The following is a 14,357-nucleotide window of genomic DNA, read 5'->3' as shown; positions in this document are numbered from 1 at the left end:
GCCCCGTGACGGAGCTGGAGGTCGACCTCGAGCGAGGCGACCTCGCGGTCGTGGGCCGCATCGCCGTGGCCTCGAACGCGACGTTCGTGGGCGAGATCGGCAGGTCCAGGGTCGTCTACAAGCCCGTGTCCGGCGAGAAGCCGCTGTGGGACTTCCCGGACGGGACGCTCGCAGGCCGCGAGGTCGCGGCGTACCTCGTCTCGGAGTCGTTCGGCTGGGGGATCGTGCCCCGCACGTGGCTGCGCGACGGGCCGCTCGGCCCGGGCATGGTCCAGCTGTGGCAGGAGCCCGACGTCGAGCAGGACCCGGTCGACGTCGTCCCCGCTCGGGGACCGGCACGCGACGGCTGGCGCGTGGTGCTCGAGGGCAGCGACGCCGACGACCAGCCGGTCCGTCTGATCCACGAGGACTCGCCGGCGCTGCGGCGGATGGCGGTGTTCGACGCCGTGGTGAACAACGCCGACCGCAAGGGCGGGCACGTGCTGCCGCTGCGCGACGGCCGCCGGCTCGGGGTCGACCACGGCGTGACGTTCCACGTCGAGCCCAAGCTGCGCACCGTGCTGTGGGGATTCCTCGGCGAGCCGCTGACCGCCGACGAGCTCGAGGGCGTCCGGCGGGTCCGGACCGGTCTCGAGGACGACGGCGAGGGCGGCCTCGGCGGCCGGCTCGTCCCGCTGCTCGACGACGTCGAGCTGGTCGCGCTGGCCGAGCGCTGCGACCGGCTGCTGCGCACGGAGATCTTCCCGTCGCCCGAGGGCGACATGCCGTCCGTGCCCTGGCCCCTTTTCTAGGAGCGTCCGGGCCGTCGGCGAGCTGCTGTCCCGGTCAGCCGATCGTTCGACCGAGTCTTGGGTGCGCGTGTCGTCGACGGCGAAACCCCGTGTGTGGCTGAATGGCCCCCATGCCAGCGACCGCGTACTTGACCGGCCTGGGCCGGCACCTCCCCGGCGAACCGGTAGCCAACGAGGACGTGGCGCGCCGGCTCGGCGGTGTGGACAAGCGCACGGACGGGCTGCGCGCCCGGATCCAGCGCGCCAACGGCATCCGGCAGCGGTACTACGCGCTGGACGACGAGGGCCGCACCACCGAGCTGAACGAGGAGCTCGCCGTCCACGCGCTCGAGGACGCGCTGGCCGACCGGGGGATCGCCGCCTCCGACCTGGGCATGCTCGCGTGCGCGACGACGCAGGGCGACCTGCTGGTGCCGGGATTCGCGTCGATGGTGCACGGGCGGCTCGGTGGCGGGCCGATGCAGACGCTGACGGCGAGCGGCGTGTGTGCGTCGAGCATCGCCGCGCTGGACGCGGCGGTGAGCAAGGTGCGGCTGGGAGACCACCCGAGGGCGGCGGTCGTGGGCTCGGAGCTGGCCAGCCGGTGGCTGCACCAGCGGCGGTTCGACGGCGTCGAGGACCACCTGGACGCGCACTTCCTGCGGTGGATGCTGTCCGACGGCGCGGGCGCGGCGATCGTGGAGTTCCAGCCTCGCCCGGACAGGCCGTCGCTGCGGGTGGACTGGGTGCGCCAGGTCTCCCTGGCTCACGAGCACGAGGTCTGCATGCGCGCCGGCCTTGACGGGCCCACCGCCGTCGCGGGGCGGACCTGGCAGGACTACGACGACGTGGCCACCGCCGAGAAGGCCGGCCTGCTGCAGATCCGGCAGGAGACGGCCGTGCTCGACGAGCTCGCCGCGGCCGGGCTGGCGCAGTTCGAGGAGCTCGTGGACCGCGGCCTGATCGACCTCAAGAAGCTCGACCACGTGCTGTGCCACTACAGCACCAACGCCTTCCGCGACGTCGTCTTCGACGCGCTGAGCGCCCGCGTCCCCGGCATGGACACGAGCCGCTGGTTCTCCAACCTGGAGACCTGCGGCAACACCGGCGCCGCGAGCATCTTCATCGCACTGGAGGAGGCGTGGCGCACCGGGCGCTTCGCGCCGGGCGACACGATCCTCCTCGCCGTCCCCGAGTCCGGACGGTTCTCGTTCGGCTTCGCCCACCTGACCGTCGTCGCACCGCGAAGGAGCACCAGATGACCAGCACCGGGATCAGCACCGAGGCCAGCACCGAGACCGTCGAGGGCTTCCGCCCGCCCCAGCCGGACCGGGCGGGGCTGCTCGCCCGGCTTGCCGACGTCTGGACGGACTTCGAGGCCCGGCTGGCCGAGGTGCCGATCCTGCGGGCGCTCGACGACGGCGACGTGACGGTGGCGGACTACCAGCGCCTGCTGCACAACCTGCGCCAGCAGGTGGTCGACGGGTCGCTGTGGATCGCGCGGGCGGCGTCGAACTTCGACATGGACCACTTCGACCTCCGCTCGGCCGCCATCTCGCACGCGCTGGAGGAGCACCGCGACCACCTGCTGCTCGAGCGCGACTACGTCGCCGTCGGCGGCTCCCTCGAGGCGCTGCGCGCGGGCCGGAAGAACCTCGGTTCGCAGGCGCTGTCCGGCTACATGTTCCACGAGGCGAGCCGGCCGAACCCGGTCGGGTGCCTCGGCGCGATGTTCATCATCGAGGGGCTCGGCGCGCAGAAGGCCGGCGTGTGGGCCCGGCGGTTCCAGGAGGTCCTCGGGCTGGCGGACAACCAGGTCCACTTCATGGCCTACCACCAGGACGCCGACGCCGAGCACACCGGCACGCTCGACGCCATCCTCACCTCCGACCGGATCGACGACGACGCGGCCGACGCCATCGTCACCTGCGCGCGGGTGGTGGCCCGGCTCTACGTCATGCAGCTGACCGAGCTGGACGAGATCTGATGCCCGTGCGGTCCGACCCGAGCATGTGGGAGGCGATCTACGCCGACCCCTCGGTGCCGCTCGACAAGCCGCTGGTGCGGATGATCATCGAGGACCAGCAGCGCCCGTCGCGCCGTCTGCTGTACCCGATCGCGCGGATCGTCTCCCGGGTGCTGGTGGCCGTGCTCTCGGTCATCAAGCGGGTGTTCCCCGGCAGGTGGATGACGCTGCGCACCATGGACGCGCTCTGCCTGTGGTTCCTGCGCCGCTTCGTGTCGCCGGACGCCGTCGAGCTGCTGATCCGCCACTTCGTGGTGGAGACCAACCTGGTGAACTTCATCATCCGCAACACCCCGGCCGCCATCGAACCGGTCACGCTGCGCCCGACGACGCTGTCCGGGCTGGGCGACAACGCCGTCGTCGAGCACGACGTCAACGTCTACGACGTGCTCATCGCGCTCGAGGGGATCGACATCACGGCGCCCGAGCGCCTGAACTTCGCCCAGCTCGACGTGCCGGACCTCGACTCGGAACGCCGTCGCCCCCGCCTGCTGCGCCTCGACATCCAGACGGCGCTGTGCCTGATGAACATCCCGTTCTGCATCGCGCTGAACCTGGAGGAGTTCCGCCGCGCGATCCACTCGCTGCGGTTCGACGACTCCTTCCTCAGCATCCTCGCCGTGCTGACCGACGACGAGACGTTCGAGCACTGGAAGATGGGCGCCCTCAGCCTCTGGATGGACACGAACGTGGACGTCCCGCAGCTCGTCTACCGGCACGCGCTGGTGTGCGAGTACGCCCACGCCCACCTGGTCTCCATCGCGCGGCAGCGGGGCGAGGGGGAGTAGCCCTCGCTCACCGGCCAGGACCTGCACGCGATTCTCCGGTACCCCGGTGGGCCGACAGGTGGGGTCGACCAGTGACTCCCACCGGCGCCTGCGACGGGGGAGGGGACGAACGCTCGACCTGAGGCCGGTATCGGACCGGCCAAGGTTCGAAGGAGCGTTCCATGACCACCATTCCTGTGGGTGAGAGCACCGCCACGACGGACGTCTCCGGGGAGTCCCCGGCGACGGCCCCAGCGCTGAAGCTCGAGCTCGTCGTCATCCCGGTGGCGGACGTCGACCGCGCCAAGGCGTTCTACACCCGCCTCGGCTGGACCGTCGACGTCGACCTGCGTGTGGCGGACGACTACCGCGTCGTCGAGCTCACCCCGCCCGGGTCGCCGGCGTCGATCATCGTCGGGACGGGCGTGACGGACGCCGCGCCCGGTTCGGCGCGGGGCCTGCACCTGGTGACCCGCGACATCGAGGCGACGCACGCGGACCTGGTGGCGCGGGGCGTCGAGGTCAGCGACGTGTTCCACGACGCCGGCGGGGTGTTCCACCGCGCCGACCCGGCATCGCGGGTGGCCGGCCTGGCGCCCGGGCGCGCGTCGTACGGCTCGTTCGTGGAGTTCGCCGACCCCGACGGCAACACGTGGACGGTGCAGGAGATCACCGAGCGGATCCCGGGCCGCGTCACGCAGGCGCGCTACGACTCCGCCGCAGAGCTCGCCGAGGCGCTGCGCGCGGCCGCGGCGGCGCACGGGGAGCACGAGGCCCGCACGGGGCAGGCGGACGCGAACTGGCCCGAGTGGTACGCCGAGTACCTGATGCGGGTCGCGGCGGGCCAGCAGCCGCCGGAGTGACGACCCGCACACCCGGGTCTTCGCCGTGCCCGGGCCAGGGGCCCGGGCACGTACCGGGGAGCGGCCCTGGGGTCACGGCCAGTGGCCGCCCCTGGCGCCTTCACCCCGGCCCGGGCGGGAGTCTCGGAGAGCGGGGGACGACCCCCGCAGCTCCCGCAGCCCCACGCAGCTTCCCGAAGGGAACGGCCATGCCCGTCATCCGCTTTCATCTCGACTCCACGCTCAGCGCCTCGGACGTCCTCGACGTCCTGACCGACTTCACGCCCGCACGACCGGAGGCGTGGCCGACCATCGACGCCGAGCACTTCGAGGTCCACGGCCTCGGCGCGGACTGGGCCGACGTCACGGAGGGCACCGCATCCGCGTGGGAGCACGCGCGCTACGAGTGGGACGCTGACGCCGGCCGCGTCGTCATCACGACGCTCGACTCGAAGGTCTTCGGGCCGGGCGGCGGCTGGGTCTTCCAGGTCACGCCCACCGGGTCCGGCTCCCGGGTCGACGTCGAGCTCACGCGGCACCCGGCAACGCTCAAGGGCAAGGTCCTCGCCGCGCTGCTGCCGCTCGTGGCACCGCGCTCGCTCCGCACGTCCTTCAGCGGGCCCCTGCACGCGGCCGCATGACCCCCCTCCACCTCCGGCGGTCCGCCGCCGACCCCGAAAGGAACGGACCATGTCCGAGAACCCGTCCGAGAAGAGCTTCACCCCGCAGCGCGTCTGGCTCGTCACCGGGAGCTCCCGCGGCTTCGGTCGCGCCATCGTCGAGGCCGTGCTCGAGCACGGCGACGCCGTCGTCGCGACGGCCCGCCGCGTGGACGACCTCGCACCGCTGGCCGAGCGCTTCGGCGACGACCGGCTCCTGCTCGCCCCGCTGGACGTCACGGACGCCGAGGCGGCGCGCACGACCGTCGCCGCCGCGGTGGAGCGCTTCGGCCGGCTCGACGTCGTCGTGAACAACGCCGGCTACGCCGACAGCGCCTCGATCGAGGAGATGCCCGACGACGCCCTGCGGCGCCAGATCGACACCAACCTGTACGGCGTCATCCACGTCACGCGGGCGGCCCTGCCCGTCCTGCGCCGGCAGCGCTCGGGGCTGTTCCTCCAGTTCTCCTCGATCGGCGGCCGCGTGGGCGGGTCGCCGGGGCTCGGGGCGTACCAGGCGGCCAAGTTCGGCGTGGAGGGGTTCTCCGAGGTGCTCGCCGCCGAGGTGGCGCCGTTCGCCGTGCGCGTCGTGATCGTCGAGCCGGGCGCGTTCCGCACGGACTGGCAGGGCGGCTCGATGCGCCGGTACCCGGCGGGCGCCGACTACGCGACGACGGTCGGCGCGATCAACGACCTGCGGGCCGAGACCGACGGCACTCAGGCCGGCGACCCGGCGCGGGCCGCCCGGCTGCTGGTGGACCTCGCCGCGAGCGCCGACCTCCCGCTCCGCCTGCCGCTCGGCTCGGACGCCGTCGGGCGCGCGCTCGAGGGCGACCGGCGCCGGATCGAGGAGACGGAGGCGTGGGCGGAGACGAGCCGCAGCACCGACTTCGCGCCGGCGCCCGCCGGGGCGGCCACGGGGGCGGATCGATGAGCGCCCCGGCCTGGCGCATCACCGGCGCCGGGAGCGGGATCGGGCCGACGTGACCACCCCGGCTCGCACCTCCCACGCGCGGACGCCCGCCCCGGGCGCCGTCGTGCCCACGCGGGCCGAGGACCGCACCACGCCCTTCGAGATCTTCTTCGACCTCGTCTTCGTCTTCGCCCTCACGCGGGACGTCGCGCTGGTCGAGGCCACGCCGGGCGCGGACTCGCTCGGGCGGGCGGTCGTGCTGCTGCTCATGCTCTGGTGGTCGTGGTGCGCGTTCATCTGGCTCGGCAACCAGGTGCGCCTCGACCGGGGGTTCGTGCGGGTCGGGATGCTCGTCGCGATGGCGGCCCTCTTCGTCGTCGGGCTCGTGGTGCCCGAGGCCTGGGACGCCCGGACGGGCGGGGTCGCCCCGGCGATCGTCCTCGCGGTCGCGTTCACCGTGGTGCGCGCGTGCTACGTCGTGCTGCTCGCGGTCGTCGCCTGGCCGCACCGGCGCCTGCGCACGCAGGTCCTGCTCGACCTCGTGCCGCAGTCGCTGTCGATCGGCCTGCTGTTCGCCGGCGCGCTGCTCGGCGGCGGGTGGCAGACGGCGCTGTGGGCGAGCGCGTTCGTCGTCGACTTCGTCGGCGGTCGGTCGGCGTCGCGCTACCGCGGGTGGCGGGTGGGCAGCGCCCGCCACTTCGCCGAGCGGCACGACCTCGTGCTCATCATCGCGCTCGGCGAGACCGTGCTCGCCACCGGGGCCCGGGTCGGCTCCTGGACGGCGCAGCCCGCGGCGCTCGCCGTCGCGCTCCTCGGCTTCCTCCTGACCGCGAGCCTGTGGTGGGCGTTCTTCGGGCACCTCTCGGGCGACGCGGCGCGGGCCCTCGCCGGCACGGACCGGTCGCGGCGCTCCGCGCTCGCGCGCGACGGGTACACCTTCGGCCACCTCCCGATCGTGGGCGGCGTGGTGCTCGTCGCCCTCGGCGTCGCCCTGCTGCTCGACGACGTCGCGCGTGCGCCTGACGCGCCAGCCCACGGGTTCGCGGTGGTCGCCCTCGCCGGCGGCGCCGTCAGCTTCCTGGCCGGCCTCGAGGCGTTCCGGTGGGTGCTGCTGAGGACGTGGCGGCCGGCCTCGGTGGTCGCCGCCGCCGCGGTGGCGGCTGCCGCGGCCGCGTCCCCGTGGCTCCCCGCCTGGGCGTCGGCCGCCGCGATCGTGGCGATCGTCGCCGTCGCCGCCGCCCTCGTCGGCCGGGGGTCAGCCCGCAGCCATCACCGAGTCCTTGAGGGCCGTCGCCAGCTGCCGTCGTGACGTGACGCCGAGCTTCCCGAACACCTTGCGCAGGTGCCACTCGACGGTCCGCGGGCTGAGGAAGAGCTGCGCGCCGATCTCCGGGTTCGTGCTGCCCGTCGCCGCGAGCCGCGCGATCTGCCGCTCCTGGGCGGTCAGCTCGTCGACCGGGCCGACGACCGACCGGTGCACGACCTCGCCGGTCGCCGCGAGCTCGCGCGCCGCGCGCTCGGCGAAGGCGTGGGCGCCGAAGCCGACGAAGCGCTCGTGCGCCTGCCGGAGCACCTCGCGGGCCTCGACCCGGCGGTTCTGGCGACGCAGCCACTCGCCGAGGAGCAGCCGGGCCCGGGCCTCTGCGGTGCCGACCCGGGTACGGCCGAGGGTCTCGATCGCGGCGCGGTACAGCGGCTCGGCGTCGCGGTCGTCGGCGAGCAGCGCGGCCGACCTGGTGGCGAGGCCGACGGCCCAGTCCGTGCCCGTCGCGTCGGCGATCTCCTGCAGGCGGGCGGCCGCGGCGCGGCCCTGCTCGGGAGCGCCGGCACGCACGGCCGCCTCGACGTGCTCGGGGAGCACCCAGGCGGCGAGGCCCACGTCGAACGGGTGCCCGTCGGCGGAGGCCGTCGCCGCGAGGGCCTCGGCGTAGCGCCCGCGGGAGTTGTGCAGCACCCCGCCGTGCAGGTCGTCCGAGAGCCGCCACTGCGCCTCGCCGCGTTCCGCGACCCGGCGCGCGACGGCGGCCGCGGACTCCTGCTTGGCCGCCTCGTCGCCGCGATAGGCGGCGAACCATCCCGCCCGGTCCGGCCCCTCGGGGACATCGCTCGCGGCCATGATCTCCCGCGTGCCCTCGTAGAGCTCCTCGGCGTCGGCGATGCGGCCGCTCATCAGCAGGATCGGATAGCGCTCCGACATCGCCATCGCGAGCGTCGAGAACGCCCCGTCGCGCTGGCAGGCGTCGGTGAACTCGGCCGACGCGTCGAGATAGGCGGCGTCGTCGAGGAGGACCCGGGCGACGAGGCACGTGAGGGGGAGCCAGCGCATCGCCCCGACCTCCTGGCTGACGTCGGCGCCGTACCCGCGCATGGGATCGGTGTCCTGCTGCGCGGCGTCGGCGTCGTCGTCGAGCGAGCGCAGCGCCGCGAGCGCGGTGCGGAGGGCCGGGGCGGCCGGCCCGTAGCCGTCCAGGACGAGGACGGCGAGCCCGCGCAGGGCGTCGAGCGCGGCCCGCGACCCGCGGTTGAGGGGCGTCGCGGGGTCCGCGGCGAGGATGCCGTGCGCGACCTCGGGGATGCCGACGGTGCCCGCCGACGACCCGGCGAGGACCGCGGCGATGAAGGCGTTGGCGTAGGTGACCATCGCCGCGTCGCCGTCGAACGCCTCGAGACGTCTCGCCGCGTCGAGGAGCAGCTCGGCGCCGTCGCGGCCGGGGGAGGTGTAGAAGCGGACGTGGCTGCGGGCCAGGTCGACCCGTGCCTGCTGGTGCGCGTTGAGCAGCTCCGGCTCCACGCGGTCGAGCAGCCGCTGCGCGTCCTGCATCGCGCCGGCGCGGAGGGTGTCCTCGGCGGCCATGAGCATCCGCCGGGACCGCATGTGGCGGTCGGGGGTGAGCTCGGCTCCGCGGGCGTGGAAGTTCGCGGCCGCGATGATGCCGCCGCGCAGGCGCGCGCGGTCGGCGGAGCGCACCAGCTCGGCGGCGACGTCCTCGTCGAACCCGATCGTGCTCTCGGCGAGGTGCCACGCGCGGCGGTCGGGGTCCTGCTGCGGATCCGTGGCGTCGGCGACAGCCCGGTGCGCGGCGCGGCGGTCGGCGGCGGGCTCGGCGGCGACCACGGCGGAGCGCACCAGGGGGTGCCGGAACCGGAGGCGCGCCCCGAGCTCCAGGAGGTTCTCCTCGACGGCGGGCGCGAACGCGGACGTGTCCAGGCCGAGCGAGGCCGCCGCGGCGAGCACGAGGGTCGGGTCGCCCACGGGCTCGATCGCGGTGAGGAGCAGCAGCCGCCGGGTGTCGGACGGCAGCCGCTCGACGCGGCGCCGGAAGCCGTCCTCGACCTTGGCGCCGACGCCGGTGCGTCCCCGGGCGAGGGGAGCGGCGGAGAACTCCATCGCCCCCCGCCGGAACTCGACGAGCGCGAGCGGGTTGCCACGCGCCTCGGCGACGATGCGCTCGCGCACGGCCGCGTCGACCGGGCCGCCGACGACCGTACCGAGCAGCGTGCGCGCGTCGGCGTCGTCGAGCGGCCGGACCACGAGGTCCTCGATCGCGGCGAACCGCTCGTCGACCGGCTCGCGGACGGCGAAGACGATCGCGACGGACTCGGCGACGAGGCGTCGTGCGACGAACGCCAGCACCTGGGCGGAGGCCTGGTCGAGCCACTGGGCGTCGTCGACGAGGCAGACGAGCGGACGCGTCTCGGCCGCGTGGCTGAAGAGGCTCAGCACCGCGAGGCCGAGCACGAACCGGTCCGGGGCCGGTCCCGAGCGCAGGCCGAGCGCGACGCCGAGCGCCATCGCCTGCGGCTCCGGGAGCGCTCCCAGGCCGTCGAGGACGGGAGCGCAGAGCTGCTGGAGGCCCGCGAGGGCCAGCTCCATCTCGGACTCGACGCCGATCGCCCGCACCACCCGGCAGCCGGTCGCCTGCTCGGCGACGTGGTCGAGGAGCATCGTCTTGCCGAGCCCGGTCTCGGCCCGCAGCACCAGGGCACGGCTCTCGCCGCCGCGCACGCTCGCGACGAGGCGGCTGAGCCGCTCCCGCTCGCGTCGACGCCCGATGAGGGTCGGACCATGCGCACCAGGCGTCATGGTCGCAGAGCCTATCCGCAGCCCCCGCGCCTCGACAGCGCTCGGGTCAGCCGTGCTCACGGGCCGTCCGGGTGAACTCGGCCGTCGCGACCCGCCATCGTCCGCCGTCGAACCGGTAGGCCAGGGCGAGCGACCCGGCGCCGTGCCGGGCACGCGTCCCGTCCTCCGGGTAGAGGGTGTCCTCGACGGCCCAGGTGCCGTCGGCCCGGTCGTCGGCGAGGACGTCGAGCTCCTCGTCCGAGGACTGGACGACGAGCCGCCCCGGGCCGATGGCCCGGTCGATCGCGGCCCCGATCCCCGTGGTGGCGGCGAAGCAGCCGAGCTCGCCGTCCGCGCCGTAGGCGCGGAACCGGCCGTCGGGGGTGAACAACGACTCCAGCTCGGCCCAGTCGCGCACGGAGGCGGCGCGGCAGAGCCGGGACTGCACGCGGCGGAGCTCCTCGAGGACGAGCAGCCGGTCGAGGGGCGCCAGCGGGTCGGTCATGCGCGTCCCCGTCGTGCGGCCGTGGTGCGGTGGAACATCGGAGTCCTTTCGACGTGCGGCACCGTCCGGTCCGGCGCCTGGGTCGAGCCTCCCGCCCCGCGTGCCCGGGACCACCAGGGCAACACCCTGGTCGACACCCTGGGATCGCAGCCGCTCGGCGCCACCCGCCGCTGCGCGGTGACTCCGCGCTCGTCCGGTGGTCCGCCCGTCGGACACCAGTGGCTCGCCCGGTGATCGCCCGGTGGTCGCCCGGGTGGTCGCCCAGGGAGTGACACAGGTGCCTTGCCCCGAGCCCGCGCGCGACCGTGGCCTGCATGAACACCTTCACCCCACCGCCCGACGCCCCCCGACCGACCACGTCCCGACCGACCGCGCGCGCCGCGGTCGCCGGACGCCGCGGCGTCCGCCCGCTCACCGTCCGCCTCCTCGCCGTCCTCGGCGCGCTCGCCGTGCTGCTCTCCTGCTGGGGCTCGCTCCTGCCCCCGGCGCACGCGGCCGACCGCCCCGCGCCCGTCTCGTCCGTGGTGCACGTCGACGCCGGCGCCCTGGAGGGCGCCACGACGCCCGCGGGCCTGGAGTTCCGCGGCGTCCCGTACGCGGCGCCGCCGACCGGCGGGCTGCGCTGGGAGCCGCCGCAGCCGGTGGCGCCCTGGAGCGGCGTGCGCGAGGCGACCGACTACTCGCCGGTGTGCCCGCAGGCGCCGCCGAGCCCGAACGGGCAGAGCGAGGACTGCCTCTACCTCAACGTCACCGTCCCGGCCGGCACCGCGGCCGACGCGAAGCTCCCGGTGATCGTCTGGATCCACGGAGGCGGCTTCGAGATCGGGGAGGGCGCCGACTACGAGGCGGCAGACCTCGCCGCCCAGGGCGCCGTCGTCGTGACGATCAACTACCGCCTCGGGCTGCTCGGGTTCCTCTCGCACCCCGCCCTGGCCGACCGAGCCGGAGCGAGCGGCAACTACGGCCTCATGGACCAGCAGGCGGCGCTGCGCTGGGTGCACCGCAACATCGCCGGCTTCGGCGGGGACGGCGGGAACGTGACGATCGCGGGGCAGTCGGCCGGCGGGCTGTCGGTCGCGATGCACCTGGCGTCGCCGGGGGCGAAGGGCCTGTTCCAGCGGGCGGTGATCCAGAGCGGGGCGTTCGCCCCGGTGCAGAAGTCGCTCGCGCGGGCGGAGCGCGAGGGCGTCGCCTCGGCGGCGGCCGTCGGCTGCGACGACGGGACCGCCGCGCAGGTGGCCGAGTGCCTGCGGCATGCGTCCGTCGAGACCCTGGTGGCGAACCAGCCGCTGTCGATCACGCCCGGCGTCGTCGACGGAACAGTCCTGCCCCGGTCGGTCGGCGACGCGATCGCGACCGGGCGGTTCCACCGGGTGCCGATCCTCAACGGCGTCAACACCCAGGAGAACCGGATCTTCACCACGCTCGGGCTGAGCGTGACGAAGGGCGCCACCGCCGTGCTGCCCGGCCCGGTCGACGCGTCGAGCTACGAGTCCACCATCGCCACGAACTTCGGCGTGGACGCGCGGACGGCGTCGTTCGTCGCGAAGGCCTACCCCCTGTCGAGGTACGCCTCGCCGGCGCAGGCCTTCAGCGTGCTGAACTCCGACGCCAACTTCTCCTGCCCGGCGTTCGCGCTCGACGGCGCTGCCTCGGCCTGGGTCAAGACCTACGCGTACGAGTTCAACGACGCCGAGGCGCCCAGGCTGTTCGCGCCCGACACGCTCGGCGAGCCCTACGCGGCCACGCACCAGTCCGAGCTGGCGTACCTCTTCGACCAGCCCAACGCGCCGCTCCCCGGCGAGCTCTCGGCGTCGCAGCAGCAGCTCGCCGACACGATGCAGGCCGCGTGGGTGCAGTTCGCGCGCACGGGGTCGCCGGCCACCGCCGCCACGCCCTGGCCGAGGTTCGACCTGGCCGGGCACCGGATCCTCTCCCTCGACGACCCGGCCCCGTCCGTCGAGCGCGGCTTCGCCGCCGACCACCGGTGCGGCGTCTGGGCGGCGGTCGCGCTGTTCGGCTCCCGCTGACCGGCACCCCGCCACCGCACGCAGAACACCCGTACCCATCCACAGAAAGGTCGCGCCATGCTCGACAGAAGGACGTTCCTCCGCACCACCGGCGTGCTCGCCGCCGCAGGAGCCGTCGGCTCCCAGGCCGGGACCGCGGTCGCCGGCCCGCCCGCCGCCGGTCCGTCCGGACCGCGCCCCGTGCTGCCGGTCCGCCCGGCGTTCCCCGAGATCAAGCAGATCCGGGCCGGTGAGCTCGACGTCGGGTACGCCGAGCTCGGCCCCGCCCGGGGCACGCCCGTGATCCTGCTGCACGGCTGGCCGTACGACATCCACAGCTACGTGAAGGTGGCGCCGCTGCTGGCCGACCAGGGATATCGCGTGATCGTGCCGTACTTCCGCGGGCACGGGACGACGACCTTCCTCTCCTCCCGCACCTTCCGCAACGCCCAGCAGTCCGTCATCGCGCTGGACGTCGTGGCGCTGATGGACGCGCTGCGGATCCGCAGCGCGGTGATCGCCGGCTACGACTGGGGCTCGCGCACCGGCGACATCATCGCCGCGCTGTGGCCGGAACGGGTCAGGGCCCTGGTGTCGGTGACGGGCTATCTCATCACCAACCGCGAGGCCAACGAGGACCCGATCCCTCCGAGCCTGGAGTGGGCGTGGTGGTACCAGTACTACTTCGCCACCGAGCGCGGCCTGCGGGGCCTGAACAACCCCGAGTACCGCGACGAGCTGGCCCGGCTGGTGTGGACGTTCAACTCGCCCACCTGGTCCTTCGACGCGGCGACCTTCGAGCGGACGGCAGCGGCGTTCACCAACCCGGACTACGCCGCGATCGTGGTCCACAACTACCGCTGGCGGCTCGGTCTGGCCGCCGGCGACCCGAGGTACGACCGACTCGAGAAGCGGCTGGCGGCCGGGCCGACGATCGGCGTCCCGACGATCACGATCGACGGCGCGGACGACCCGTTCACCCCGGAGGGCGACGGGGCGCACTATCGCGCCAAGTTCGTCGGGCCGTACGACCACCGGACGTTCGCCGTGGGGCACGACGTGCCGCAGGAGGCGCCGCGCGAGTTCGCCCAGGCGGTCGTGGACGCCACCCGGCTGTAAGGGCCGCCGTCGACCGCGAACGCCCCGGGCCCGGACGGTATCCCGTCACGGCCCGGGGCGTTCGCGCGCCTCAGGATCAGGAGACGTCGGCGACCGCGGCGAGCACGGTGTCGGCGACCTCGGCGGGGTGCGAGACCGCGACGGCGTGGGACGCCCCGGCGATCTCGACCAGGCGCCCGCCGGCCCGGTCCGCCATGAAGCGGACCGCCTCCGCCGGGATGTTCCGGTCGGCGCCGGCGAGCACGAACGTGGACGGCAGCCGTTCCCAGGCGGGGGCGCCCGCCGCGAGGCCCTCGCCGAGCGCTGCCGACGTCGCGGGCCGCTGGCCCGCGGCCATGAGGGCCGCCGTGCCCGGGTCGACGTCGGCGGCGAACTGCTGCGCGAACGCGTCCTGACGGATGGCGAGCTCGGTGCCGCCGTCGGTGAGCGGGTAGCTCTTCAGGGTGTCGCCGAGGGTGCTGCCGGGGAACTTGCCCGACAGCTCGAGCGCGCTCTCCCCGTCGGCCGGGGCGAACGCGGCGACGTAGACCAGGGCGGCGACGTTCGTGGCGTCGGCGGCGGCCTGGGTGATCACGCTGCCGCCGTAGGAGTGGCCCACGAGGACCACGGGGCCGGGGATCGAGGCGAGGACGTCGGCGACGTACCTGCCGTCCCCGGACAGCGTCCGCAGCGGGTTCGCCACGG

13 protein-coding genes are annotated in these 14,357 nt (G+C 74.6%); 10 read left to right on the top strand and 3 right to left on the bottom strand.

Annotated elements, in window-relative coordinates:
• Nucleotides 1–14 precede the first annotated feature (14 nt).
• The 8 genes from ACFCZN_RS04560 (at nt 15) to ACFCZN_RS04525 (ending at nt 7,286) form a co-directional block, all read left to right on the top strand.
• Nucleotides 15–791, top strand: coding sequence for an SCO1664 family protein (locus tag ACFCZN_RS04560; RefSeq protein WP_430556060.1), 777 nt, complete (start codon nt 15–17; stop codon nt 789–791).
• 110 nt (nt 792–901) lie between these two features.
• Nucleotides 902–2,032, top strand: a complete 1,131-nt coding sequence (locus tag ACFCZN_RS04555; protein ID WP_430555970.1) for a 3-oxoacyl-[acyl-carrier-protein] synthase III C-terminal domain-containing protein — start codon at nt 902–904, stop codon at nt 2,030–2,032.
• A complete protein-coding gene (locus ACFCZN_RS04550) occupies nt 2,029–2,757 on the top strand; it encodes an iron-containing redox enzyme family protein (RefSeq protein WP_430555969.1) in 729 nt (242 codons plus the stop codon). Before ACFCZN_RS04555 ends, ACFCZN_RS04550 begins: the two co-directional genes overlap by 4 nt.
• Nucleotides 2,757–3,584: a DUF6999 family protein gene (locus ACFCZN_RS04545; protein ID WP_430555968.1), complete on the top strand. Its 828-nt coding sequence runs from the start codon at nt 2,757–2,759 to the stop codon at nt 3,582–3,584. Before ACFCZN_RS04550 ends, ACFCZN_RS04545 begins: the two co-directional genes overlap by 1 nt.
• A gap of 161 nt (nt 3,585–3,745) precedes the next feature.
• Nucleotides 3,746–4,426 carry a VOC family protein gene (locus tag ACFCZN_RS04540; RefSeq protein ID WP_429763920.1) on the top strand — a complete coding sequence of 227 codons (681 nt, stop codon included), beginning with the start codon at nt 3,746–3,748 and terminating at the stop codon, nt 4,424–4,426.
• Nucleotides 4,427–4,614: 188 nt separating this feature from the next.
• Nucleotides 4,615–5,046, top strand: a complete 432-nt coding sequence (locus ACFCZN_RS04535) for a hypothetical protein (protein WP_430555967.1) — start codon at nt 4,615–4,617, stop codon at nt 5,044–5,046.
• 49 nt (nt 5,047–5,095) lie between these two features.
• The gene (locus ACFCZN_RS04530; RefSeq protein WP_430555966.1) at nt 5,096–5,998 is read left to right on the top strand and encodes an SDR family NAD(P)-dependent oxidoreductase; all 903 of its coding nucleotides are present in this window, start codon (nt 5,096–5,098) and stop codon (nt 5,996–5,998) included.
• Nucleotides 5,999–6,047: 49 nt separating this feature from the next.
• Complete coding sequence (locus tag ACFCZN_RS04525) at nt 6,048–7,286, top strand: low temperature requirement protein A (RefSeq protein WP_430555965.1); 1,239 nt, start codon at nt 6,048–6,050, stop codon at nt 7,284–7,286.
• Here ACFCZN_RS04525 and ACFCZN_RS04520 read toward each other — a convergent pair.
• On the bottom strand, nt 7,233–10,061 hold the full coding sequence (locus ACFCZN_RS04520) for a LuxR C-terminal-related transcriptional regulator (RefSeq protein ID WP_430555964.1): 2,829 nt from the start codon (nt 10,059–10,061) through the stop codon (nt 7,233–7,235). The two genes, ACFCZN_RS04525 and ACFCZN_RS04520, sit on opposite strands and share 54 nt — an antisense overlap.
• Before the next feature lie 46 nt (nt 10,062–10,107).
• The gene (locus tag ACFCZN_RS04515; protein ID WP_430555963.1) at nt 10,108–10,545 is read right to left on the bottom strand and encodes a nuclear transport factor 2 family protein; all 438 of its coding nucleotides are present in this window, start codon (nt 10,543–10,545) and stop codon (nt 10,108–10,110) included.
• 314 nt (nt 10,546–10,859) lie between these two features.
• Between ACFCZN_RS04515 and ACFCZN_RS04510 the strand changes: the two genes are divergently transcribed.
• Together ACFCZN_RS04510 and ACFCZN_RS04505 are read left to right on the top strand one after the other, a co-directional pair.
• Nucleotides 10,860–12,575, top strand: coding sequence for a carboxylesterase/lipase family protein (locus ACFCZN_RS04510; RefSeq protein ID WP_430555962.1), 1,716 nt, complete (start codon nt 10,860–10,862; stop codon nt 12,573–12,575).
• 57 nt (nt 12,576–12,632) lie between these two features.
• Entirely contained in the window at nt 12,633–13,673 is a 1,041-nt protein-coding gene (locus tag ACFCZN_RS04505) for an alpha/beta fold hydrolase (RefSeq protein WP_430555961.1), read from the top strand.
• A 76-nt stretch (nt 13,674–13,749) separates the two neighbouring features.
• On the opposite strand, the gene ACFCZN_RS04500 is transcribed toward ACFCZN_RS04505, so the two are convergent.
• The gene (locus ACFCZN_RS04500) at nt 13,750–14,355 is read right to left on the bottom strand and encodes an alpha/beta hydrolase (protein WP_430555960.1); all 606 of its coding nucleotides are present in this window, start codon (nt 14,353–14,355) and stop codon (nt 13,750–13,752) included.
• Nucleotides 14,356–14,357 lie beyond the last annotated feature (2 nt).

It is taken from the genome of Isoptericola sp. NPDC056134, from assembly GCF_042264825.1.
GTDB classification, from domain to species: Bacteria; Actinomycetota; Actinomycetes; order Actinomycetales; family Cellulomonadaceae; genus Isoptericola; species Isoptericola nanjingensis.
Note: the sequence above shows the minus strand (reverse complement) of the source record. Positions and strands in the feature narration are given on the sequence as shown.